Genomic DNA, 25,314 nt, shown 5'->3' with positions numbered 1-25,314 from the left:
TATGGTTTTCAATAACTTACACTCACGACCCTATCTGAAAGATCATGTTCAATAATTATTCCGTAGCTGCCGAGCCACCCTGCCACTGTGCTATCCTGAAGATCACAAATTCCGCTGGTTTCACAGGTGCTATTCCTATGATGCAGATCAACCTTCCATTATCGATATCGTCCTGGGTCATTGTGCTCCGGTCGCATTTTACGAAAAAGGCTTCCTCCGGGGTTGTTCCCATCAAGGCTCCACTTTTCCAGACGCCTGTCAGGAACTGAGTTATTGTTGCATTTACCCTCGCCCAGAGACGGTCGTCGTTGGGCTCAAACACGACCCATTGGGTCCCTTTTTCAATGGACGCTTCGACGTAAATGAAGAGACGGCGCACATTGATATATTTCCACAAGGTATTGTCAGAAAGAGTGCGGGCTCCCCATACGCGAATTCCCCTGCCTGGAAACGCCCTGATGACATTCACACCTCTGGGGTTCATACCGTCCTGTTCTCCCTTCATGATCTGGAACTGAAGGTCCGAGGCTCCTCTCACGATCTCATTGGCTGGGGCCTTGTGTACTCCCCTTTCAGTGTCACTGCGAGCGTAAATGCCGGCTACATACCCTCCGGGAGGCATAAGCTGCAGCATTCCTGTTTCTGGGTTGATGACCTTAATCCAGGGATAATAGAACGCTGCATAGGCAGTAGGATCTTTTCTTGGCTCCCATTTAGCAACATCTAGAACTCCCTCTGGAGAATCTAGAATTGCAAAACGGTATTTGAGAAGTTCGCAATGCGTGACCAGGGCACTCACGAGGCCAGAAACTGCGTAGGCGTTGGGCGCATAAACAATAGAAATATCCTCTATTTCTTTGCATGCTGTCAGACCTTTTCTTTTCCCGGGTACGTCGTCTGCAGGAGTACTTCGTTCATAGTCCGAAGTTTCTAAGTTTCCTTCCCCGTCACTGCCACCTTCTAGGTATTGGAGTTCTGATGAAGCTTCAAGCGTATTCAGCAGTTCTGGGCAATCTCCTTCTTGGACTGGTATTTTTATCAAGTTTGAGATTCCATTAACGGCTTTCCCGAAATAATCTGGAGACTCTTCACTTATCGATAGGTTATCAAATATCTCGGAAACAGCTGGACGCGGTTGAGTTTTCGTATCAGTGTAAGGGTTGTACAGAGAGGCGGGGGCTGTTTTCCAGTAAAATACATCCAGCCTGAATCCGCTGAAGGTTCCTTTAGAAAGCTTTAAGGCAATCCTCGTTCCCCATTTTCCTTCCCCAACGGCTTCTACTGTCAGAGCGTTTTCACCTTCTACTATTAAATTTGATTTAGCTGGTGTGGCAGGGTTTCCTCCGGACTTGACAATTCTGCCTATATAGCACCGCTTCCCTCCATTCTTGAAAAATCCGTCTACTGAGCCCGGAAGATATTTATCGTTTCCAAAGTAACCGCCATATACTCGCTGATACTGCAACCAGCTGGTGATCAGGCAAGGGGTGGTTGGGCCCCTTTCGGTTTCTCCCAAGAACCCTGCAGTACTGGTTGAAACCCCTTCCATTGGCTTTGCACCAATCTCAAATTCTTCTATGTATACACCTGGTGAAAGATATTCTGGCATATCAACTTCTCCATATTTTATATCATTGATTTATATTGACACTTAAGAGTAAGAATAAAATATTTTTATAATGCGGTTTCTAAAAAATTTGATAATCGTTTTGGATTAATGTTAATATATCCTATCATCAAAAACAATCAATGAATCCGACATGACATACGCGATAGGCAATTTATTTTTGGAGAATTCCATCAATAGATATTGAAAACGAGATCACCTACTGAATTAATACATCGTCTTTCGATGGTATATCTGAATATTTTAGGACTTACGCGCTTAAAGTACAAAATCAAGCATATTCGGCGTTGTGGCTTGTTTAGTGTTTCATACAGTTGGAGATCTACTGATATTGATTTCTCAGTTCAAACGCGTAAGTCCTATATTTATTAAAGCTCCAGATAACTTAGGTAAATCTAATTTTCTAAATTACTTCCGTATTTATTGAAAACATATTCGTTAAAAATAGAAAAGGTAAACTTTTTCTAAAAATGGTTTACATATTAAGGTCTTAAAATTTTCGTAATTGAAACTTCTAATTATGAATTTGTATTGATTTTAATAATTGTGCTAGTAATATACAGCCCATCAACTACATACAATTTTACCCAATGACTGTGTCATCCCCTCCTCTAATTCTGTGTTTATAAATTTAGTATTTCCATTAGTTGTAATCTCAACTGAGATTTTTTTATCTTTGATATTATTAAAATAAAGTACGAATTCTCCACTTTTGTCTGATTTAGTCTCTATTTCGTAGCTTGCTACCTTTACTCTCTTATCTACCATTGGATTTTTACTTGAATCAATAAGTAATCCTCTGATTAAAGTCGCATTATTGGGAAAAGGATAAAAACGCAGAGGTTTAAGAACAACTGAGACAACAGGATGCTTATGGACAAGAACAGCGCAACCCTCATCAGTAAAGTTATACTCGAGTTCTCTGGCCCATGAAATTTCATCAGTTGTTGCATCAACAATTGTAATATTTCTCTTTTCTACATCGCCATCGAGATTGCGGAATTCGATAATCTCACCTCTATGCAATCTAGAAACGTCCTTAAGTTTGGTGCAGGTAGCCCCAAATGCTGGTCCCTTAGTACAAAACTTTAACATCACATTTTTTGAGTTTATTATTTCCGGGATATCAATCAATTCTTCAGGGAAGTACAGATCAGAATTAATTTCAATAGTATAATTATCAACTGCAAGGTTAGTAAATGTATAACATCCACTCAGGTTCTTAACTGCCCTTATATTTCCTTCTTTTATTATCACCTTCACATAGCCAATAGGCTCTTTCTTTGTAAAATCATCTATTAACCTTATTGCCAGAAAAAGAAATGTTTTTATTTCACTTCCCTTATAAGTTGTCGCTTTATCCTTAACATCCTGTATTACAAAATCCATTATTTTTAACTCCCTTTGGTACCAATTATAACATAGTCAGCTTATTTGGATGTCACCCTCTTTACACTTGTTTCACGATCTGAATCAATCATTACTGGAGTAACAACACAACAAACAGAAGACCTGAAGGGTTTGTCCGGGAAGGTTGTCCACATCTTGGTCATATCATCAAGGCTTATAGGAGTTAGCATAATATGCAAATCATTGCTATTCCTAGCTAAGCTCCCCTTTAAAATAGAGCCAGTCAGAATAGCATTGTCATTTAGGATCTGTATGATTCTGCCCAATATGCGATGCTCTTCTTTTGTTCTCTCAGTTATATCCTGTGTTCCGGATGGGTAAGATGTTAACATATAATATAGATCCAGAGCTATAGGCGGGGAAGTCGTTGTTGTGGAATTTGTTATCTGCATCTCTTGGTTTTTCAAATGAATGTTTTCAAGAACCTGATAGAGGAAAAGCGACAGCCGTACATCGTCATTACCTTCAATTTCTCCTGGGGAAGCCATCACTATCGATTGTCTCCTATGGATAAGATCCTCCATTTTATCTCTTAACAGTTCGATAAGAGTATCTCCAACATCTGCTATAGCACTATAATCCGACATGTTTTTGTTCCAGGTTTTTAACTTTTTAAAAAGGACAGGCTAACCAATTTTGAAGTAAACGTCATAAGTTTAAGTATCCGAATTATTTGCAAAATTTGTAGTACTCTCCAAAGTCAATTTCGGTGAAAAGTTTTCCAATCTTTTCATATTCTCTTTTCGTAGCTTTTATTATATGTTCCATTACAACGGCCCCAGAATCCTCCGCAGCCAAAAAAGAAGCAGCAAGAACTATATTTTTGATGTTTCCTCCAGTTAGCTTGAATTTTGAAAGAAAAGCAAAATCCAGGTTTTTTGAAATTGGGGTTTCTTTTGGGAACGCTTTTCGCCAGATATTTTCTCTTGACTTATCATCAGGAAGAGGAAACTCAACTGTGAAATGGAGCCTGCGGAGAAAAGCATCGTCCATGTTTTTTCTGAAATTGCTTGCAAGAATCACTGTTCCTTCATGTTCCTCCATTTTTTGAAGCAAATAAGCGGTCTCAATATTTGCATAGCGGTCATGCGAATCCTTTACTTCGGACCTTTTACCAAAAAGGGCATCAGCCTCATCAAAAAAGAGAACTGAATTGCTCGTTTCAGCTTCATCAAAGATCTTTTTCAAATTTTTCTCGGTTTCTCCTATGTACTTGCTGACAAGGCTTGACAAATCGATTTTATAAAGATCCAGTTTTACCTCATTTGCAAGAATCTCTGCCGACATTGTTTTTCCTGTTCCGGGAGGACCTGAAAAAAGAACGTTAAGGCCTTTTCCAAGAGACAATTTCTTTTCAAAACCCCAATCTGAATGTACTTTTCCTTTGTACTTGATAAAGCCAGAAACTTCTTTTAAATGCTCCAGTGTGTCTTTCGGAAGAACGATATCTTCCCATGTATAATGGGGATTGGTTTTCAGAGCAAGAGAGCTGAGCTTCTGATTGGACTGGATCTTGCAGCCTTTATAGAGATCTTCCAGAGACAATACCGGGCTGGAAGGGGTTCTTTCTCTTGAAAAACTGCGTGCTGTATGGGCAGCATCCCTTATCTGGCCACCGCTGAACCTGAATTTGCTCGCAAGCGCGTTCAGGTCCACCTCTTCGGCCAGCCTGCAGTCTTTCAGGCAGGACTCCCAGAGCTGTTTACGGACCGGGTACGAAGGCAGAGGAAAGGTATATGGGATGAAATCATTATTTATCAAACTCTTATTGAATTCCATGGACTCTGTTCCTGCCAGGAATATCAATCCCGGAAAGGACTTAAAGGCCTGGACCAGGATTTCATAGAAGTTCTTTGGTTCTTTATCCTCTAGAAGTACATCAAAGGCTTGAAGGTAGAGTGCAGAATTTTGCAGGAGTGCTTCTCGCATTATGAGATTTGCAATTTCAAGAGACTTGCCTTCAAGCAAGAACTTTGAGTCCACTACAAGAAGATTTATTCCTGCTTCCCTGCAAATAGCTTCTGCAGCTGTTTTTTTCCCGCTTCCGGAAGGACCGCAAAATAGAAACTTAAGTGGTAACCTGTTTCCGCTGTACCAGCCTGCCATATTAATTAACGCGCTTTTTAACTCTGCAGGCAGGATGAGATCTTCAAAGGACTTGTCAGGTTTTACGGTATAAGAAAAATTCCTGATTCTCAGATCCAGATCGTCAAAACCGAGCAAAAAATTAACTATTCTATCATCTATTTTGATGGAACGGGATATAAGGGACGGGTCAGTATTTATTTCGCCTTCTGAGAAATGAATCAGCTGATTTTTCATAAGGGAGGCGGAAGGAGAGAAGTACACTCTAGCTTTTATCTTTTCTTCAATTATTGGGAAGAGCACAGCCAGGGCCAGATCCACTGTCGGTTTTTTTTTATTCATATCGTTTTGTAGATACGCATAGAGCTTCTCATATTTGAGATCCAGTTCCGGAGCAAGCCCGATTAAAAGTATATCTATTTCAAAAGGATCAAGCCCAAAAAGTTCAGAAAGTCTATGAAATCTTAATTCCCTGCCTATTTTCAGACTTTCTTCGATCCTGGCATCGATTTCTTTTCTTATCGCATTGATTTCCCTTAGTTTTTCAACCTGAACATCTTGCAGCATCCCTTGCGTGCTTCCGAAACCCGGACTTCTTCGAATCCCTTCTATTTCAGTTTCGGATACATACAGGCCTCTAAATTCGCCTCCAGTTCCAGGAAAATCTTCCAGCCAGTTTTCGAGGTAAGTTTTTATCAGCAAGTCTATTCTGGAAAGTTCATCCAGAAGATGTTCAAGGCTATTCTCGTATGGTTTCATATCTGTTGCATAAGAGTCCATATATTTTTAGGAATTCAAACTTTCAATTCAGTGAGATTTTTTGTCTGAAACCTCACAGGTCAAAACCCTCTGGTATGCATAGAGCAGAATTTGATCATCTGAAAACTTACCATGGGACTTGAGCCTATCTACCTCTACTAAAAATTTTTCTGCTTTCTCGGAGTATAATTCATTATTTTCCGCAAAAGCTGCCGCCAGTATTTTCAATTCTTTTCTTGAGGAGTACTTCTTTGGCCAGTTTCCATCCACAAAATTAAAAATTAGCCCGCAATTACTGTGTCCTATAGTTCGAGTAGATGGATTTCGGGATGTTTCAATATAATCTTTGAATGTGTCTTCCCGTAGTTTTTCCCTTACTAATTTTCCACACTCACATACAAATATGGAGTCACCTCCTTCCCAATATCTATCTTAAAAAACAACCCGTGGTTCCGAAAATAATAAATTTCAGTCAGGACTGATAAAATCTAAAAATACGGCTGCCTTAGGCTAAGGTTTGTCTGTACTATTTTCCGGCGATCGGAAACTTATTGAAAAATAAAAATTTGTTTCAGAACTTACAGCATAAACTGGTCATAGGAGTTTTCATCGCCCTATCGCTCGCTCCAGAAAAGCCAAAAATCACAACGTCCTCTAAACGGATACTTCACCAGGTTAAGATACTTTACTTTCTTGGACTATTTATACTTTTTTATTTATGTAATTTTTCAATATGTAATGTATAATTCAGATCACATTTTATTGAGTAAGTAACGGATTTACAAAAAGTTCAGACAAAAAACATTAATTCTATGCATGCGATTCTTCAAGTCCAATGTATAGAGTAATCAGGGTTCCCCCGGGAAAAGGGGAAGAAGTCAGGGAAAAAGCAGTCAAGGAAAAATTTCTGGATACTTCAAGAAAGATCCGAAAACTCCAGACTGTGGAAGGCGCTTTTCTTGAAATCCCTGTCACGGAGGCCGCAGGAGAAAAAGTAGGAGATTTTCCTGTAGTTGAACAGGAAGACCCAGAATTCCTGAAAACCCCCATGTCCCTCAAAGAATACCTCAAAGACGTTCTTTCCGAAACCGAACTTGCATGTGTCCCTGCAGGCTGGCAAATTCTGGGAGATATAATAATAGTTGGCATCCCTGAAATTCTGGAAGATAAAAAAACAAGGATAGCTGAAACTCTTCTTTCCATGTACCCTAAGTGCAGGACCGTTGTAAGGGATTTTGGAATCGAAGGGCAGTTCCGCCAGCCAAAAAGGGAGCTTCTTATAGGCAGCGGAACCGAAACCTTCCACAAAGAGCACGGCTGTTTTTTTAAGCAGGATGTAACAAAGGTGATGTACTCCAAAGGGAACCTTGAAGAAAGAAAGCGGATGAGCAGGTTCGGAGAAGGGGAAGTCGTAGTGGATATGTTCGCAGGGATAGGGTACTTTTCAATTCCCATGGCTGTGCATTCCAGGCCGAAAAAAATTACCGGGATCGAGATTAATCCTGAATCTTTTGCCTACCTGAAGGAAAATATCAGGCTAAATAAAGTAGAGGATATCTTTGTCCCAATCTGCGGAGACTGCTCGAAGGTTACCCCTGAAGGAACAGCCGACCGTGTGCTTATGGGATACGTTGGAACAACACATCATTATCTCGGGCCGGCTATAAAAGCCCTGAAAAAAAGCGGCGGGATTCTGCACTACCACGAGACAGTTCCGGAGAGTCTTGCCAGAACCAGGCCTCAGGAAAGGATAAGAAAAGCTGCATACACCCTGGGAAAGAAAGTTGAGATCCTGGAGACCCGCAGGATAAAGAAATATTCTCCAGGCGTCCTGCATATGGTTGTGGACGCCCGGATCTTTGAATAAAGATTTATCAGGTAAATTACAGACTGCTAGCCCGCAGTTATCACTACTCAGCAAAGTTCAGGCCGGCAACCTGCAGTTAATTTTTATTCGGAGAAAAGCGGGAATCTGTCAGTTTTACCTTGCCCGGGGAGCCAGGTATGACACTTATATCCATGCTGAGAATTTTCCTGTAAATATTTCTTTTTTGGACAACAGGCCACCAACCATAGAGGAAAACATACACAGGTTCCCACATGGCAACCCAGCCGATGATTGTCAGGCCTTCGGAAAGCATGGTATTTACCAGGCTTCCTTCAAGAGTTGAAAGGAGCCGGATTATAAGCAGGCAGAGAAAGAGGAAAACGATTGCAATTGTCATATTTCTTCTTCCCCGCTGAAGAAGCCTCCTCAGTTCTATGTCCGTGAGAACTTTTCTATAAGAAAAATGATTCCTGATTGCTTCCTTAAGAGTATGCTCCGTTTCTTTATCAACTTCGGAAGGAGGGACATATATCATGATTCCAAGGGGCTTTTTTAGAGGGAACTCTCCAACGGTATTGTAAATATATTCTTCCGCTTCCGGATCAAGCTCTTTTTCATGAAAAGGGGCAGGATCAAAAGAATTGAAAATTTGCATTATGCTGTGCAGCTCAAGTTCGATAAGGAGTTTTCCGTTTCGTTCCCTGTAAAGGGCATCAGTGCCTTTAGGGGAAAAATCTATCCCCCAGACCATTTTTCATCTACCTTCCGTAACCGTCTTTGCAATTTTTGAAATTCTTAAGGATTTAGGAACTCTTAAGATTTAAGAAATCGTTAAGGCATTAAATACTGTTAAGAGTTTAAAAGAAAAAATCTTTTAAACTTAATTAGAACAGTTTTCAAGTTCTATATAAGACATTGCTTTTTTGCTTTAGGTTTCGGGCCAAACTGAAAAGACGTTAAGAAAGATGTTAGGGCTCCTTTTTTGAAGTAAAAATATAGTGGGAATTCCTCTCCCCTGCAGACGAGCCTGTTCCTATATATACATCCATATCAACGATTTTCTGGTAAATATCACGTTTGTGGACAATAGGCCACCAGCCATAGAGAAAAATATATACCGGTTCCCACATGGCAACCCAGCCGATTATAAGGAGACCTTCGGAAAGCAGGGTATTCAGGAGGCTTTCTTCGAAAGTCGAAAACAGCCGAATTGTAAGAAGGCACAAAAACAGGAAGAAAAGTGCTATTATTAGGTTTCTTCTTCCCCGCTGAAGAAGTCTCCTCAAATCAATTTCAGTAAGGAGTTTCTTGTATGAAAAGTGATTCCTTATAGCTTCTTTGAGGTCAGTGTCGATTTCTGCACTTACGTCCGCAGAAGGAAGGTATATCATGATCTCAAGAGATTTTTTCAGGGGAAATTCATCTACAGCATTGTAAATATACTCTTCCGCATCCGGATCAAGATCTTTTTCACGGAAGGGAGCAGGGTCAAAAGAATCAAAAAGCTGCATCAGGCTGTTGAGTTCAAGTTCAATCACAGGCTTTCCGGCATGTTCCCTGTAAAGGGCTTCCGTTCCTTGCGGTGAAAAATTTTTCCTCCTGTCTCTTTTAATGCCTCTTCCCCCGAGCAGGTTTAAAAAGTTTAGCTGTATGTTCCAGGATTAGCTGCATGTTCCAGGATTAGCTGCATGTTCCAATAACCGTTTATCCGTTACAGACCTCCCATCCCTTTACTTTTCGGAGGTCTCTAATAGTTATTAAGCTTCTATAAATATAAATTTTCAGTTAATCCTGAGGAATTCTTCGGGCTCGGGAAAGCTCAAAAACTAAAATATCGGCAATGTGAAGGCTCTGAAAAACAGGAATTCTCAATACCAGGATATGAAAAGCAGGAATTCTCAATACCAGGTCTGAAAAGCAGGAATTCTTAATACTGTGCTGCAGCCTGCTTGATTGCGCTGCAGAGTTCTTCGGGTTTTCTGGAGCTGATAAGCATTCTTTCTCCGGATATAAGTTTCAGGGTTACAACAGGGTTAACTTTTTTGGAAGCTTGTAATACATCAGATTCTTTTCCTGTAAGAGGGTCATAAACCTTAATTTTGCACTCTTCCACTATATGGAAGGGAATCTTCTTAAAGGAAAGATCCAGGGGTATCAGGCGAATGTAGATTCCGTCACTTCTGACCTCAGTTATGTGCTTTGTACAGTAAAATACAAGAGGAAAAAATAACCCGAAGATAACCCAGAGCACAAACAGGTATGTGCCAGGAACGTTATGGACTCCGGAAGGTTTTCCGAAGACCAAGCTATGGATTTCGATATACCAGAGCAGGAGTGCAGGATAAAGGACAGAAACAAGGAAAAAATTGTTATGCAGATCCTGTACTTCCCGATAAATTACACATGTTTTCGGCTGTTCCATAAAAGTCCCTTCCTTGAAACGTGCCTTACCTCTACATGCCTTGACTGGAAATTCACTTTCGATTGCCTGGCGAACAGGCGCCTCAGCCCTGCTGGAAGTCTATCTTACAGCTACCTGACTGATTACTTCCCTTTTTGTACACCTGACCGAAATGTATACCGTGTAACAGTGCTTTATTCAGACACCGGTATAGCGACTCGGCACCTGGGCGAAGGCCTGCATAGAAAATATTCCTGACTTTTTCTATAAAAACTGAGTAAATAAACCTTCCGAAAAAAATGAAAATAGTATATATCTTTTAATTTAAAAATTTAATAATATTCAGGCTTTAATAAAATTTGTAATAGATTATAAAATATTCATAAAATAGACGGAAAAGTGGTTTAAACGGCACTGAGTGGATAGGATGGAATGATAAAAACAAAACTTTTGTCGTCCTTTTCCAGCGACTTTTTAATACTTCTTGCGGGAATTTTAAGAGGTTACCTTTTAATGCCCCTTCTGACGGCTTCTGCGAATTTTTCCGGGATCTGTGATCCAATCATTAGCTTTTTAATCTTTTTCCCGTCGGCAAATTCAAAAAGTACGCCCCTGTTACCTGCTGTAGTATAGGCTTTTCCTTTAGGCCCATAACGTATACCCCAGCCCCCGTAATCCCTGAGAGGGTTGTAAGTCCGGACTTCGTAATTTCGGACAGTCTCAAACGGAAAGGTTTTGAAAGAGAGATGAAAAGGGTAAAAGCGGACAGATAGCCCGTCCTTCCTGACTTCGGTAACCAGCTTTATGGAATAGAAAAAAATAGGAAAGAGAATCCCGAATATCAGAAAGTAAAGCAGGATCATCCAGTCAGGAGCAGGATTGTTTCCGAAAGGTTTGCCGAGTAACAGTTGCTGGTAAGCCCCATACCAGGAAATAATGATAGGAATTGCAACAATGAGCCAGACCCACATCTGATTCATTTTTTGAACTTCTCTAAAAAGAACTGGAGCGTTCATTCTATTTGGAGCATTCACTTTCCTATCTGTAAAGTCCATTTTTTGCCAGGCCTCAGGATTGTGTAGAATGTATGAATATGATCGAGAATATTTATTGATAAATGTATTGGTATATCAAAAAGTTTTAAATTGAGTATTATAAAATTAAATACCAAAAAAATAGAATCTTTTGAAAAATTAAAGAAAAATAGTCTTAAGAAAAACTTAATAGTCTTAAGAAAAAGTTTTTCAATAAGTTTAATAGCCCAATCTCTCCATTTCTTTAAGTACTGCTGCACTGAAATCCGTGAAACTCTGGATTCCGCCTGTCCAGGCCGCGAGCATCATGGCATCATTGATCTCGGTTCGTGTGGCTCCGAATTTCTGAAGCCTCTCCAGGATTTTGACCGCACTCTGGATATTGTTGCTGGAGCAAGCTATGGCAAAGACCATGAGATGCTTCTGTTTTGCAGAAAGCCCACCTTCCCTTTCCTCCCAGACGGCTTTATAAAAGCCTGCTATCCCTTCGGCAAAGTCTTCATTTATCTGTCCGGCATACACAATGGATCTGGGCAAGAAGCCCTTTAATTCCCTGATTTCTTTAGCAGCTTTCTCCATAATTATCATATTTCATAAGTTAGGATCAGATATAATTGTATCCCATTAAAAATTTACAAAATCTGAAAAATAGAAAGGGAAAGAAAGGGCTTCTTTCTGCCCGGAAGCTTCAGGAATTCCTGAAATCAGCTCAGGAAAATTCAGGTTTCCAGCACCTCAACCGCCAGGTCGGAGTTGATGATATGATCAAAGTTAATTATTTCATCCCATTTCTGCTGCATGAACGACGACTGGAAGCAGACTCCGATAATTCTTCCTTTCTCCGAGCCTTCAAGGATTTCTCTGGCAACTTCTTTTGCTTTTTCAGGGCTTATCCCGATCCTTGGCATCGCAAGCCCGCCCAGCAGGACAACAACATCAGCGTGCGCATCTGTAAGTTCCCCAAGCTGCATGCCTTCGTAATCCATGAAGATGGACCTGGCTTTCTCAAAGTCCAGGCTGGAAATGAAAGCAAGCTCCCGATCCCGGACTACAAAACCTAGAAGTTCGGCAAAAGGGGTGCAGAACCCTGGAGTTCCCACAAAAGTAATCTTCTCTGCGCCTTCGACAAGGCCCCTGAAACTGTTCAGGATGCCTCCTACTCCCTGTGAGGTGTTTATTATTGGCACTAAATTCTCTCCTTAGGCTTTCAATAAAATCTTTTTTTTAGCATTTCTTAGAGCATTGTATTTCTACAGTAAGATTGGAGACATTCGTTAAATAAATGATGTTAACACAGTTTATTAAGAAAGGTCCGGGAAAAAAAGAGATTTCTCGAAAGGAATATAAAATCGAAAAAAATAAAAATTTTAGAAATCCGAAATTAAAAACAAACTTAAAAAAGAGAATTAAAAGAAGATTAAAGAAGAGAATTAAAAGAAGATTAAAAAAGAGAATTAATACAAAGGGTAAAAATAAATTAAAAACTGAAACGTAATATTAAAACAAAGTTACAAAAGATAAAAATAATTAAAAAGGGCATTCGCCCTTTAAACCTGCCTGATTCCGAAGGACTGAAGCAGGATTTCCGGATAGAGCCCGCCGCTGGAAATGGTTTTTGTGCTCTTAAGGTCGTTTACCGTAAGCCTTGCAGGGGCGAACATGCCTGCATCAACCTTGAAGAAGTCAAAGTTTGCTTCTTTGAAGGTCTGATAGAAAGGCTTTCCGAAGTCCCCGGAGGTTTTGGAAGGCACTTTCTTTACGAATTCCTCAAGGTCGGCCAGTTCCCCATCGAAGCGGACCGTATAATTGGTTTCGCCACAGTAGATCACACAATCATTGGTCGAGCCCATGCACTGCACATCGTTTCCGACAACAGGAGCAATTGGGGCAATGCCGTATCCGCTTTTAATGCAGTTGATATCAAAACCGATGGATTCGAACTTGTGGATCCCGGTTTCTACAACACGGGCCGAGATCTGGACAGAACCAGCAATAGAGGCTGTAGGAGCAACAGCAATCATTACGTTTTCGGGGTCTACGCTGCAGTGTTTTGCAATGTATTCCACAACTTTCTCATCAGGGAGCTTATCGGATTCCAGGACAAGGACTGCAGCTTCGAAGTCATCCTCATACCCGATTTCCTCATAGAGCTCTTTAGGTTTTAAGCCGAGGGCACGTGCAGGGCCCGAGCCCATTCCGAAGTAACTGCCTACCGAGATTCTCCAGCCTGCGTACTGGGAAGCCATACAGGCAATGACAGGATTGTCAGTTGCTACCTGGATGGCAGGCCACTTAAGGCCTTTCAGGTCAAAAGTAGTATATTTGAGGTCAGCAAGGTCGGCCAGGCAGAGCCTTGCCAGGTACATTCCGGCTTCATATCCGCCCTCGGCTTTAACTCCACAGTCGATAACCGTAGCCCCGTTTTCGAGCTTGAGTACTTCAGTTTTCAGGTCTTCGCTCCAGTCGAGCATCTCTTCGATGACGTATGATCCCATTTCGTTGACGCTTATCAAAGTATCACCTTTACTACTGGCTCCGGGATAAACAGGAATACTATCCTCACTCAGTCAGGAAGTTAATCCTTACCTGTCCCTATTGCGGAAGAGGAATGTTTATCGGTCAGAGAATTGCTTGTAAGAATATTGCTTGTAAAGAATATTGCTTGTAAAGAATAATCTTAATCAAAAGTTTTTTATCGATCTGAGGATCGGTAATTAATCGGCTGCCGTTTACCAGGATGAAGGTTCGGCCCGCCGATCAGAGTTAACAGACAAGGTTATTTATCCGATAAAAGGGTATCCAGCCGATTAAGGGTATTATCGGACAATATACAACGATTCATATAGCAATTCTTTCCTGTGATTTCTTCTTTCCGCTGGCCAGTTATCCGTATAGGAAGAATCCAATATATAGATACTGTTTTATTATTTTAATTGTAATATTTTAGTTTTTTAATTTTAGTATTTTAATTTTTAATTGTAATATTTTAGTTTTTTAATTGCAATATTTTATATTGCAATTACAGCGTTTTATTATTTTATCCGTAACAGCTACATAATCGCAGGATTCTGTGTTTAATTATAAAATTTTATTTGCTGTAGTTATATTATGAAAATCCTGTCATTTCTGCGAACTGGCCCGTCAACGGCGAGGCCAACCATTTCTCCTTTTTTAACCCTTTCAAGAAGTTCGCCTTTTTTCTTCAGGGAACGGACTCGCTGCCTCAAATAAGTGGTATTCCCTTCAATTATCACTTCATCTCCGACTGTAAGCCCTTCCTCAAGAAGCCTGACGGCTGCAGCCTGTTGTTCTGGATAATAATTCTCGATCACTCCGGCAGCCCTGCGTTGCTTTTCCGAGGCATTCATATCTTTTTCTGGAGAAAAGCCCTCAAGGCCCGGAACCCCAAAGTAGAAGCCAGTAGAAAAGCCCCTGTTATAGACCGAAGCAAGTGCGCATCTCCAGGATTCTATTTTTTCAGGAGTATAGTTTCCTTCTCTACAGGCGTCAATCGCCTCTCTGTAACAGCGGGAAACCGTTTCAAGGTAGCCAGGATCCCGCAGCCGCCCTTCCACTTTAAAGGCAGTTATGCCAGCTTCAAGAAGCTCGGGAATGTGCCCTATCATACAGAGATCTTTTGCACTGAGAAGGTACTTTCCAAGGCTTATTGCGACAAGCCCGTTTTCCCCGTGAAGTTCCCATTCCCAGCGGCAGGGCTGGGTGCATTCCCCGCAGTTTCCGGATTTTCCGAGAGCGTAAGCCGAGAGGTGGCATCGGCCTGAGACTGCCATGCACATTGCCCCGTGAACGAAATTTTCGATTTCTACTTCAGTGCGCTGGCTTATTTTTCTTATTTCTTCAAGGGAAAGCTCTCTCGAAAGCACAATCCGTTCTGCCCCGAGATCTCTGTAGAAATTTGCAGTTTCATGGTTGGTAACATTTGCCTGCGTAGAGATATGAATTCGAAGCCCGGCTTTCCGTGCCCTGAGAATTATGGCCGGATCCCAGGCAATAACTGCGTCTACTCCTGCATTCGAAGCTGCAGTTATCACATCCGATGCATCGCCGAGTCTTTCTTCATTTACTGTCGAGTTTACAGCCAGATAAGCCTTCAACCCTCTGGCTTTTACCTCAGAAACAAAATCGCTAAGGGTTTCCAGAGTGATTTCTTTTGCTTTAGCCCTGAGGCTGAGCCTGTCGGTTGAAAAATAAACCGCGTCCGCATATCCTGAGCAGGCTTCAAGCCCTGAAAGGTTTCTGATCCCCACAATGAGTTCAGGTTTTGAGCTTTTACGCATGAAGACAGAAAACACCTATCTTTCATTTAAAAATATCTTACCACCCTCATACAGTATAATAAATAAGATTAAGAAATGTCAACTTATGGCAGTCAGCAGGAAGATACTCAGGTTAACGGAAAACTTTATATAAATGAAGAGCATTTTTCAAAATGGGGACTAAGGTAAATTCAGAGAAATAGCTTTTGTTAATAAACAAAGGCAAAAATAAATTACTGTTATCATAATCGAAGACGGGGGGATAAAATGGAATACGAACTTGAAGAAGTCGAGAGAGACTACATAGAATTCAGAAAAGAAATGGGAGAAGAATAAACTTCAGGGGAGAAGAGCAAGCTGTAGAAAATCTGGTGAGAAACGGCAGAATTAAGAAAAATATAACTTTTTTCAAAAGTAAAATTCGGGGCCGTATTAGCACCGGAAATACATTTTTTATTTTTTGAGTTGAGAGATACTAAGAAGCTTTAAAAGACTCTTTTATTTCGAGATATTATCTGAAGTGGTCAGATTGCCTCAATAGGGAAATTCTTATACACACAAAGACTCTTATACTTTTTTACCATAGTTGTTTTCAGGAATTAATATTTCAGGTTTTACCATGGTCTTCGTGAATATATTTGCAGATATCCTGTTACAACCTTCAGCTTTTTTCAAGCGGGTGTCCACAGAAAAGGATTTTTTCAATGCGGTAGTTTTCGCTCTCGTATGCAGCCTGATCCCGGGAACAATACTTATGAGAGAACAGATCACCTGGGGAGCTCTCCCCTTCTTTTTTGCCGGGTTCCTGTTTGTTTTTATCATGCGGCTTTTTATCGATAGTGCGGTTTTACACGGATTATTTAAGGTGTTAGGAGGGAAAGCCATCTACCAGAAATCCCTCCAGATTCTATCATATTCATACGCAGCAAACCTGTTTGTCACGATTCCTGTCCTGGCAATCGAGCTCAAGATTATCCCGGTCGATTTCAGCCTTATATTCACCCTATATGGTGCATACCTTATAACCCGGGGAGGCCAGTTAATCCATAAGCTGGATTTTAAGAAATCAGCTTTTGCTGCACTCCTGTGGGAGTTCTGGTACCTTGCCACGTCTTTTGTCCTTCTTACTTTTCTGGGAACTCTCTATAATACAGGCATTTCTCTATAAATTTTTATTTTAATATTTTTTAATAAATTTTCCTTTTATTTCAATAAACCTTCTTTTTTGCTTTAATAAGTTTCTCTTTTACTTTAAAAGAATTATTAATTTCTTTACCTCACCTGCGAACTCTAATTTTACCTGCGACAATCTTTCGCATAATTTTTAGTAGTGATAAAAATAAGCTTCAGAACCCTGGATGCCCGCGTAAAATGAGATAGAAAGTCCTGCGGAAAAAGGAGGTTTTTAAGAATAATATAAGTATAAAAATTTTGTACTTAATTAATAATTATGTAGAGAAGTCGATAAAAAAACCACAGAGTTTATATATATAAAAAATATTGATGCATTTTTAACACAATTATAATTATTATAAAAGTTATTTTGTGAGTCAGGTCTTGAGTAAGCAGGTGCTAGAGAAGCCGATTCACATATATTTGAGATTTCATTTATGGAGTTGAGATTATGAAAAACAAAATAATTGCATTTGATTTCCTGAGGGCTTTAGCGATAGCAATGATTATTCCAGCCCACTTAAGCAACTTTTTATCTTCTACTTGCAGCAAATTAGCCCTCTATGCCGTTGATCCATATTTAGCGAACATGGGTCTGGGACTTTTATTTTTATGAGTGGATATTTATTATATTATAATAATCACTCAATACCCTCATTCCACGACGTATTATATTTCTACAGGAAAAGGCTCCTGAGAATTTTCCCTCTATACTGGGACGCTATTGGCACTTTTATGCTTGTGTTTTTTATATTTGCTCCAGGGTTAAACTCAGGCTTTGTATTCCCCAACGCTGAACAGGCATTTAGTTTTCAGAATATAATCATGCATATGCTGGGATTACAAATTTTCCTTGCTCCAGCTTATGCATCTCCAATGTTGACATTATACTTTATTGGTTTAATTATTGTTTTCTATACAATTTACCCATTCATCATTATGTTCTCAAAAAATTCAAAACAGCTTTTATTTCACTCTTCTCTTGTATTTCTCGGGTTTATATTAATCTCAAGAACTTTTAACGTTATTGATCACCGTTTTTTTATGTTTTTCCCGATATTCGTGTTTGGAATCCTTACCTGTAAAGAAAGACTGTTTGAAAAGCCAGTGACAGTGATCATGAAAATTCCTTTCGTCCAGATAATTCTTGCAACCCTTCCAGTCATATTCGTACTGGTTATTGTTCTGGGCTCAAGAACAGCCCTTCTCCTGGACCCGAAAGTCTCTTTAACCATTGAATCTGCAGGTAGTGGTACTGTAGGGTCTTCCCTGGTTGTATCGATGTTAAGGAGTATAGCAAATTCACTGGGCCTGGGGTACGTTACCTTGAAATTTATTATTGATTCTTTATTTCTTAACGTATTCATAATAATGTTCTGTGTTCTGGAATACAGGTTTGCAATGAAGTTTATCAATGACAAATTCTCAGATTCCTTGAGCCCTTCCCTTACACATATCGCTACAGCTTCGTATTGCATTTATCTTTTCCACAGGCCGTTTCTGGCGCTCTGGAATTCCGGGACAAACTTTATAAGTAACCCAATCCTGCACGATGTCACTTTAATATTTGTAGCTTTACCCCTCCTGCTTTTTATTTCCTATAACCTCCAGATCCTCGAATTAAGTTTAAAAAAGTCTTTTTCACACAAAAAATTCCCTCGCAAAGACCTTCCCTTTACAGGCTCTACAACTGGCTCCAGTAAGTGAGCGTCTGGTCGAGAAAAACCTGCGAAAAAATCGAACTTTAAAATTCCTGAAGTGAAGCCTCAGCCGAGTCCGGTCTCGTCCGAGTTTCACAACCTTTTTTGAAAAGGCTTGACCGCAAACTTTTTCAAAAAAAGTTTGATCAAAAACCCCTGGAAGCGGCGGGATCAAACGGCGCAACGCAAACCTTTTAAAAAAATGCTTGATCGCAAACCTTTTCAAAAAAGGTTTGATCGAAAACCCCGATAAGCGAGTGATAAAACGGCGCAACGCAAACCTTTTAAAAAAAGGTTTGATCAAAAAACCCTGGCAACGGCGTGGTCAAGCGGTCCAACGTTTGCGGCTGAATGGTATAATGTTTAATAAGAAATAAGTTATACTAAATGTCGATTAGTCAACGACGCTGAGGAAAGGTATTATAAGGAGTATTATCCTGAAAAACCTATCCTGCACAAAATCGGTTGCGATTTTCCTGACACTGCAGACTGCAGACTATGATCTTTTTGATCAGTGATATACATGGAAAAAGAAAAAAATAACGCCGGATCATTTACTGGAGTCCCGGAAATCTGCCACACTCCTGATGTTCCTGTTGTCGGCACAGGGAAACAGGTTGTGCTCCTTATTGCGATACTTGCGGGATTTATTACCCCTTTTGACGGTTCGGCAGTAAACATTGCCCTGCCTGTACTTGGGGCGGAGTTTCACATGGATGCGATCGCCCTTTCGTGGGTTGCGACTGCTTATCTCCTTTCTTCAGCCCTGTTTCTTGTCCCGTTCGGAAAGATCGCAGACATTTACGGAAGGAAAAAGATTTTCCTCTACGGTATTACGATTTTCAGCCTTTCATCTTTAATTATGACTATGGTTTCCTCAACGGAAATGTTGATTGGAGTACGGGTTATCCAGGGTATTGGGAGTGCCATGATCTTCGGGACAGGCGTCGCTATCGTTACATCGGTCTTCCCGCCCGGTGAGCGTGGGAAAGCTCTTGGTATTTATATTACTGCAGTTTACATCGGGCTTTCCATTGGTCCCTTACTTGGAGGTGCGATGACACAGTACCTTGGCTGGAGGAGCATCTTTTTCGTAAATGTCCCTATAGGTATTATAACAATTCTCCTGATCCTGTGGAAGATTAAAGGTGAATGGGCTGAGTGCAGGGGAGAGAAGTTCGACCTGACAGGGTCAATCATATATGGTGCAGCGGTAGTTGCAGTCATGTACGGGTTCTCAGTTCTCCCGGATTTTAAAGGGGCTGCCCTGATAGCCATGGGAATTCTCGGGATTATTATTTTTGCTCTGTATGAGATGAGAATACCTTCTCCCGTTCTTGATATTACACTTCTGACAAAAAATCGAATTTTTGCCTTTTCGAATCTATCTGCACTCATCAATTACAGCGCGACTTTCGCAGTGACCTTTCTCTTAAGCCTCGACCTGCAATACACTAAAGGCTTCACGCCCGGGCATGCGGGGAGTATCCTGATAGTGCAGCCGATTGTCATGGCCATGATTTCGCCAGTTGCCGGCCGGCTCTCGGACAGGATTGAACCGCGGATTGTTGCATCGGCAGGAATGGCATTTACTGCGCTTGGGCTCTTCCTTCTCATTTTCCTTACAGAAACAACTCCTATCTGGTATCTGGTTGTCATCCTGATTATCCTTGGTGTAGGTTTCGGGCTTTTCTCATCCCCGAATACGAATGCAATCATGAGTTCGGTAGATAGGAGATTCTACGGCGTCGCATCCGGGATGAACGGGACTATGCGGCTCCTTGGCCAGATGCTCTCAATGGGTATCGCAATGATGATTTTTGCGATTATTATCGGCCCCGTACAGATCACACCAGCCTACTACCCCCAGTTTGTTTTAAGCCTGCACTATGCTTTTATCCTGTTTACGGCCTTTTGCATTCTCGGAGTTTTCGCATCCCTGGTGAGAGGAAAAAGGAGCCCGACAGCTCAGACCAGCACACCTGAAAAAGATAAAAGGTAACACGTTTATTCTGTATATGCGATAATCCTGTATCTATTAATCAAGGCGATGATCATGAAAATTCTTGGAATCAATGCAAGCCCGAGAGGGAACGAAAGTAATACCCTTCAACTGGTAAAACCCGTGCTCAAAGGTGCCGAATCCGAAGGAGCAGAAACCGAACTGATAGATCTCTATAAATTGCATATAGAGTATTGTACAGGCTGCGGAACCTGTTATGCGACCGGGGAGTGCCCCCAGCTCGACGATTTCGAGGAGCTTTTTGACAGGATTCTGAATTCCGATGGAATTGTCCTTGGCGCCCCAAACTATATTAATTCGGTCCCGGCCCCCATGAAAGCCTTCTTTGACCGGCTTTCGGATGCTATCCACTGCCAGATGCTGGCCGGAAAATTCGGGTGCTCGGTATCCACGGCAGGAGGAAACAAGGCGGATGTGGTAGTAGAATACATGAACAGTGTGCTCATGAATCTTGGCGTTACTGTTGTCGGAGGTCTTGGCGTTACAATGGTGGGAAACCCGGCTGCACCCCAGCAGGCTGCGGGATCTGCCGAAGAACTTGGTAAGAAGCTGGTAAAGTCAATCCGCGGAGAAATTAAATATCCGGAGCAGGATGAAATGCATCGCCAGACCGCAGCATATTTCTGCCAGCTTGCACAGTCCAATAAAGAGCGGTTTGCCCATGATTACGACTGGTACGTGCGGATGGGCCTGATAAAATAAGAATCAGCCGGATACCTTCAATTGAATGCCCGTTGCCGGATATCTGAAACCGTACAGTGTAAATTGTTATTTAAGCCTGAGCCCGCACAACGGCAAATTAGTATTTAAATTAGTATTTGAATTGGTATCCGAGTTTTTTAAGAAGGCAGGGAATACACCCTGCATTTCCTGTTTTATTATTAATTTGCTGTTTTATTGTCAATTTCCTTTCCGGAGATTTGCTTGTACCTTTATAAGTATGTCCAAATTTTATATACTTTAGTCTATATTTTCTCATAAGTAATTTACAAAACTTGCAGCCTGCCAGGGCTTAATTTTCCGGCAGGCTCAGGGATTAAACGCGTTTTCGAAGCAAAGTACTCATAGGCGTACTGCCATAACTTTACTTCGTGACCGGGGGTTAATCTATGGATATATCTACTCTGGATAAGGAGCAAGGAAATCACATTTCCGGAATTGACAGGGGTAAGGTTGTAATGTATGGCCTTAGCACCTGTGTATGGTGTAAAAAGACAAAGAAGCTACTTACTGATCTTGGTGTGGATTTCGATTTTGTATACGTGGATAAGCTTGATGGAGAAGACGAAGATAAGGCTGTCGAGGAGTTAAGACGCTTCAATCCTTCAGTTTCTTTCCCGACAACTGTTATAAACGGGGAAAAGGCGATTGTGGGTTTTAAGGAAAAACAAATCCGTGAAGCTCTTGGGTTTTAAAGGGGATTTGAGTTGAAGGAAAAAGTTTCGGTTTTTGATAAAACTTTTTCTAAAAAAGTTTTTTAAGGGGGAATTAGGCTGAAAGAAGAGGAAGCCGCCGAAGAAGGCATAACAGATGAACTGGTGGACAAAGTCTACAAACGTTTGAATTACCAGGTTGAAAAGTCGGGATATCACCTCAACCCTGACGTTGAGTTCACAAAGGATCTTGTAAGGGGGCTGCTCGCCAACGAGAGGCGGTACGGCTACTGGTCCTGCCCTTGCAGGCTTTCTGCTAATAATCTGGTGGAAGACCTGGATATTGTCTGTCCCTGCTACTATAGAGACCCCGATCTGAACGATTACGGAGCCTGTTACTGTGCGCTTTATGTTTCGGACGAGGTTATCCGGGGCGAAAGAAGCGTGGAACCGATTCCGGAAAGGCGCCCTTCGAAAGAACAGAGAGACGCTGAATTAGCTGAAGAAAAGAAAAGAGCCGAGATGATGGAAACTATGGAATTTTCAGGGGAACTTTCAAAACCGGTATGGAGATGTAAAGTTTGCGGATATCTCTGTGCCATGGACGAACCTCCAGGGGTCTGTCCGATCTGTAAAGCAAGAAAGGAAAGATTTGAACGGTTTATGTAAATTTCATTTACTGAAATTCCAGTAAATTTTTCCTTTACTATTCTCATTTTTTATTTATTTTTTACTTATTTTTTCTTCCGTTTGCCTGTGCCTTTTGATTCAGGTTGTTCTGGATTATGTAATATTGGCAAGGCGGGCGTCGGGGATATTCTAACAGCGGCTCAGCACTAATATCCCAAAACACTATCGTCTATCTAGATTTAAATTCGGCACACCGGGAAGGCTGGCGGTTTTTCTAAGAAATAACATGTAACCTGAAAAATCACTGATCCGAACTTACCAATCTCCTAGCAAAAGTAGAAAAGTATTTGTATTATTTAGGGGATAACGTATCGATAAAAATTAGGGAGATGCTAAAATCTCAGACTCATTTGAGTTATTACCTTTTTTCCCGGTCGATCCGGCAAGTCAATTTGAATTATTTGCAGTCCTGTTAATACTTCTTTTTATTGTATCTTACCGGCTCAGGTCAAAGAATATAGATGAAAATACTTCTTTATTTATTCTGGACGGTTTCGGTTTTTTGATAATGTTTTTACTTATAGGCTCACTTTATTGTTTATGGGGTCTTTTAACACCTTTTTTTCCAGTTGATCCAGCAAGCCAATTCGTATTATTCGCAGACCTGGTGATACTTTTTATGATTTTCTGGTTTTTGCCAAATTCTCCGGATAAAAATACCTCGTTCTTTAATTTGTTCAGTTATATTTATTTAATAATATTTTTAGTTGTAGGTTCATTTTATTGTTTATGGTGTCTGATAGTATCGATTTATTCAATTGATTTTTTCCAATTCTACCATGTTCTCATTCTAATTTTAGTTTTATTTATAAAATTGGGTTCTTTCTTAAAGAAATCAAAAAATTAGCCTGAAAGTGTTTGAAAGGTGATGATCACATTCAAATGCTGATCAGGGAGAACAGCAGGTTAAATATTAAATTGCTTCTGGAGAATGCAAAAAATAAGAAGTGGGCACTGCTTTACGTTACGCAGATCGACTGTAAGGGGTTTTGAGAATATGTCTGGAATTTTTATGTCGGCCTGGCAAATATTCCGGAGGTCTCGTTTCTCTAATTATTCTGTCCACTTGGAGCCAGCAAACAGAGGTTACAGGAAGTGCAAAAAAACTGGCACTCCCCGCCGCACCCTAACGGCATTGCCGGATTTCTCATTTCCTTAACTGAAAAAGATACCTCAATATTCCGGCTGCACCAAGCGCTGTAATCGTGATCGAAGTCAGTGTATAGCCGCAGTTGACTGTACCGCTATTGCTTTTAGATAAATTAGAGAAGTTTGAACCGCTAACTTGCGAAACCCCGGCATTTTCCATATCCTCGCTTACAATGGTCGGACCGGTGTGGCCTGTAACTGTCAGCGGCACCTCATCACCCGCAACGGCTTCAAACTCATGTTTACCATAGCCGCCGGTATATGTCCAGTCAATATAACCAGTTTCATTACTTACCACGACTTCGTAATCCACGCCGTCCCTGAGTATTCGGATTGCGGTATTTGCCGGAAAGTCACCGATTAAATGTCGTGTGGTGACATCGTGTGTTTTCGAAGATTCACTCCATACTTTTTTCGTGTAATCCCACTGGGTTACGATAATATCTATTTCGCCCGACGTGGGAATAATAGATACGTTATTGAGTATTCTGGCTGAGGGCGTGTTAACCAGAGCTGAGCGTATATCGGCCAGCGTACGTTCACCTGTCCCAGCGCGCATTGTTGTTCCGTTCGGCATGATATGGGTCGCTTCATTCAATATTATCATATCAGCCGGCGGCGTAAGAGTGACAGTCCACGAGCGGTTGAGCAGGTCACATGCATTTGCTATACCGGCTGCTGACGGCGCTGCGTTTGAGGCTATATTTAAAATCCTACCCGACGTGCCATATGACTCCAGAACCTGCAAGACATCATCTACTGCGGTTTGATTCAGTGAATTGTTGTATAGATTCAGGGAATAAATCCCTGGGTCGTTCGCAATATTTATACCGGTCAATGCATTATCCTGCAATCTTATAGTGGCTGAACGCCCTTCGGGAAAGCAGCCGGATAAATTCGCAGATATAAATCTGTTATCATTTGCATATACGGTTCTCAGTTTTGTTGAACATGGGTGGAACTCCCGGCTCTGGTTTGTATTCTGTATCATCAACTCTACCAATTGTGGGCAGCGGTTAACCGGAATTTCAGTGGTTAATGTGGGGTTCGAGTGACAACAGATATGCCAGTTGTTTATCGTCGCAGGCCAGTTTATCGCAATCAGATTATCCTGGTTCGAAAGCCGCAAATCTGCCAGTTGAGGAGCGCCTGACAGGTCAACTGCGGTTAAATCGCATGCTTCGACACATAATCTCGTAAGTAATGGCACATTTTCCAGTGTGATATTCGTTAATTCTGTGCACCAGAAGCATTCAATAGTTGTAAGGTTTGTGAAGTTATTGAAATTTAATGATGTGATCGGATTATCACAGGACGCCCAGGTTCTAAGGGATTGATTCACATTCTCCAATCCATCGACGGCTATTACATTTTGTTGCGGCTGGCTCAGTATTGTATCAGGTCCGGGAGCTACACCCCCATCTTTACCAGCATACCCGAGATTTATTTCGGTGACTGCACTCCACGGAGTCACAACTAATGTATTTGTTCGCACCGCAGCTGACCCGAAATCTACACCAGGTGTCGTTGATTTGGAAGTACTTCCGTCACCAAAAACCCACAATATTTCCGGCTCACCTGTGACCTCGATTATGGGTTTGAATGTCGAACCCGTAGTGGTAAATGTAATACTCTCACCGGCCTGTGCCACACATGCAGTTGCAATTAACGTTAGCAGTATAAACAACATACTTATTATTTTCATCTTTAGACCCCATATCCAGTATTTGCTGCAATAGCTGCGCTGAGACGGTTTCCAGTACAGGTGGCGAGTTATAAGGTATC

23 protein-coding genes are annotated in these 25,314 nt (G+C 41.2%); 9 read left to right on the top strand and 14 right to left on the bottom strand.

Going from position 1 to position 25,314, the window contains the following annotated elements; translation table 11 throughout:
- Nucleotides 1-55: 55 nt before the first annotated feature.
- The 5 genes from ACPK8D_RS06150 to ACPK8D_RS06130 form a co-directional block, all read right to left on the bottom strand.
- Nucleotides 56-1,609, bottom strand: coding sequence for a phage tail sheath family protein (locus tag ACPK8D_RS06150; protein WP_424716968.1), 1,554 nt, complete (start codon nt 1,607-1,609; stop codon nt 56-58).
- Nucleotides 1,610-2,194: 585 nt separating this feature from the next.
- Nucleotides 2,195-3,016, bottom strand: a complete 822-nt coding sequence (locus tag ACPK8D_RS06145) for a hypothetical protein (protein WP_424716967.1) — start codon at nt 3,014-3,016, stop codon at nt 2,195-2,197.
- A 41-nt stretch (nt 3,017-3,057) separates the two neighbouring features.
- Nucleotides 3,058-3,624, bottom strand: a complete 567-nt coding sequence (locus ACPK8D_RS06140; protein WP_424716966.1) for a DUF4255 domain-containing protein — start codon at nt 3,622-3,624, stop codon at nt 3,058-3,060.
- A gap of 82 nt (nt 3,625-3,706) precedes the next feature.
- Nucleotides 3,707-5,881, bottom strand: a complete 2,175-nt coding sequence (locus ACPK8D_RS06135) for an AAA family ATPase (RefSeq protein WP_424716965.1) — start codon at nt 5,879-5,881, stop codon at nt 3,707-3,709.
- A 48-nt stretch (nt 5,882-5,929) separates the two neighbouring features.
- Nucleotides 5,930-6,151, bottom strand: coding sequence for a hypothetical protein (locus ACPK8D_RS06130; RefSeq protein WP_424716964.1), 222 nt, complete (start codon nt 6,149-6,151; stop codon nt 5,930-5,932).
- A 565-nt stretch (nt 6,152-6,716) separates the two neighbouring features.
- Between ACPK8D_RS06130 and ACPK8D_RS06125 the strand changes: the two genes are divergently transcribed.
- Entirely contained in the window at nt 6,717-7,748 is a 1,032-nt protein-coding gene (locus tag ACPK8D_RS06125; protein ID WP_424716963.1) for a class I SAM-dependent methyltransferase, read from the top strand.
- Between the two features lie 76 nt (nt 7,749-7,824).
- Here ACPK8D_RS06125 and ACPK8D_RS06120 read toward each other — a convergent pair whose 3' ends face one another.
- The 6 genes from ACPK8D_RS06120 to ACPK8D_RS06095 all read right to left on the bottom strand — a co-directional run bounded on the left by ACPK8D_RS06120 (nt 7,825) and on the right by ACPK8D_RS06095 (nt 12,331).
- Entirely contained in the window at nt 7,825-8,460 is a 636-nt protein-coding gene (locus tag ACPK8D_RS06120) for a hypothetical protein (protein WP_424716962.1), read from the bottom strand.
- 217 nt (nt 8,461-8,677) lie between these two features.
- A complete protein-coding gene (locus ACPK8D_RS06115; protein ID WP_424716961.1) occupies nt 8,678-9,247 on the bottom strand; it encodes a hypothetical protein in 570 nt (189 codons plus the stop codon).
- A 389-nt stretch (nt 9,248-9,636) separates the two neighbouring features.
- Complete coding sequence (locus tag ACPK8D_RS06110) at nt 9,637-10,131, bottom strand: DUF6141 family protein (protein ID WP_424716960.1); 495 nt, start codon at nt 10,129-10,131, stop codon at nt 9,637-9,639.
- A 482-nt stretch (nt 10,132-10,613) separates the two neighbouring features.
- The gene (locus ACPK8D_RS06105; protein ID WP_424717149.1) at nt 10,614-11,126 is read right to left on the bottom strand and encodes a DUF6141 family protein; all 513 of its coding nucleotides are present in this window, start codon (nt 11,124-11,126) and stop codon (nt 10,614-10,616) included.
- Nucleotides 11,127-11,363: 237 nt separating this feature from the next.
- Nucleotides 11,364-11,723, bottom strand: a complete 360-nt coding sequence (locus tag ACPK8D_RS06100; protein ID WP_424717148.1) for a carboxymuconolactone decarboxylase family protein — start codon at nt 11,721-11,723, stop codon at nt 11,364-11,366.
- A gap of 140 nt (nt 11,724-11,863) precedes the next feature.
- On the bottom strand, nt 11,864-12,331 hold the full coding sequence (locus tag ACPK8D_RS06095) for a DUF2124 family protein (RefSeq protein WP_424716959.1): 468 nt from the start codon (nt 12,329-12,331) through the stop codon (nt 11,864-11,866).
- 95 nt (nt 12,332-12,426) lie between these two features.
- On the opposite strand from ACPK8D_RS06095, the gene ACPK8D_RS06090 reads away from it, so the two are divergent.
- On the top strand, nt 12,427-12,639 hold the full coding sequence (locus tag ACPK8D_RS06090) for a hypothetical protein (RefSeq protein WP_424716958.1): 213 nt from the start codon (nt 12,427-12,429) through the stop codon (nt 12,637-12,639).
- A gap of 52 nt (nt 12,640-12,691) precedes the next feature.
- On the opposite strand, the gene mch is transcribed toward ACPK8D_RS06090, so the two are convergent.
- Both mch and ACPK8D_RS06080 read right to left on the bottom strand, forming a co-directional pair.
- Nucleotides 12,692-13,657 (bottom strand): methenyltetrahydromethanopterin cyclohydrolase, encoded by a 966-nt coding sequence (mch, locus tag ACPK8D_RS06085; RefSeq protein ID WP_424716957.1) that lies wholly within the window; start codon nt 13,655-13,657, stop codon nt 12,692-12,694.
- A gap of 588 nt (nt 13,658-14,245) precedes the next feature.
- Nucleotides 14,246-15,442, bottom strand: coding sequence for a peptidase U32 family protein (locus tag ACPK8D_RS06080; RefSeq protein ID WP_424716956.1), 1,197 nt, complete (start codon nt 15,440-15,442; stop codon nt 14,246-14,248).
- A gap of 658 nt (nt 15,443-16,100) precedes the next feature.
- Here ACPK8D_RS06080 and ACPK8D_RS06075 point away from each other — a divergent pair.
- The 7 genes from ACPK8D_RS06075 (at nt 16,101) to ACPK8D_RS06045 (ending at nt 22,359) form a co-directional block, all read left to right on the top strand.
- Complete coding sequence (locus ACPK8D_RS06075) at nt 16,101-16,589, top strand: YIP1 family protein (protein WP_424716955.1); 489 nt, start codon at nt 16,101-16,103, stop codon at nt 16,587-16,589.
- Nucleotides 16,590-17,045: 456 nt separating this feature from the next.
- Complete coding sequence (locus ACPK8D_RS06070; RefSeq protein ID WP_424716954.1) at nt 17,046-17,210, top strand: hypothetical protein; 165 nt, start codon at nt 17,046-17,048, stop codon at nt 17,208-17,210.
- Nucleotides 17,207-18,301: an acyltransferase family protein gene (locus tag ACPK8D_RS06065; protein WP_424716953.1), complete on the top strand. Its 1,095-nt coding sequence runs from the start codon at nt 17,207-17,209 to the stop codon at nt 18,299-18,301. The genes ACPK8D_RS06070 and ACPK8D_RS06065 overlap by 4 nt, the downstream gene beginning before the upstream one ends.
- A 516-nt stretch (nt 18,302-18,817) precedes the next feature.
- Entirely contained in the window at nt 18,818-20,296 is a 1,479-nt protein-coding gene (locus ACPK8D_RS06060; protein ID WP_424716952.1) for an MFS transporter, read from the top strand.
- Between the two features lie 54 nt (nt 20,297-20,350).
- Complete coding sequence (locus ACPK8D_RS06055; protein WP_424716951.1) at nt 20,351-21,019, top strand: flavodoxin family protein; 669 nt, start codon at nt 20,351-20,353, stop codon at nt 21,017-21,019.
- 407 nt (nt 21,020-21,426) lie between these two features.
- Nucleotides 21,427-21,732, top strand: coding sequence for a glutaredoxin family protein (locus ACPK8D_RS06050; protein ID WP_424716950.1), 306 nt, complete (start codon nt 21,427-21,429; stop codon nt 21,730-21,732).
- A gap of 123 nt (nt 21,733-21,855) precedes the next feature.
- Entirely contained in the window at nt 21,856-22,359 is a 504-nt protein-coding gene (locus ACPK8D_RS06045) for a ferredoxin-thioredoxin reductase catalytic domain-containing protein (protein WP_424716949.1), read from the top strand.
- Between the two features lie 1,168 nt (nt 22,360-23,527).
- Here ACPK8D_RS06045 and ACPK8D_RS06040 read toward each other — a convergent pair.
- Entirely contained in the window at nt 23,528-25,234 is a 1,707-nt protein-coding gene (locus ACPK8D_RS06040) for a hypothetical protein (RefSeq protein ID WP_424716948.1), read from the bottom strand.
- Between the last annotated feature and the right edge of the window lie 80 nt (nt 25,235-25,314).

It is taken from the genome of Methanosarcina sp., assembly GCF_049706645.1.
GTDB lineage: Archaea > Halobacteriota > Methanosarcinia > Methanosarcinales > Methanosarcinaceae > Methanosarcina.
The sequence above is the reverse complement of the archived record's forward strand: the minus strand, read 5'-3'. Positions and strand labels throughout refer to the sequence as shown.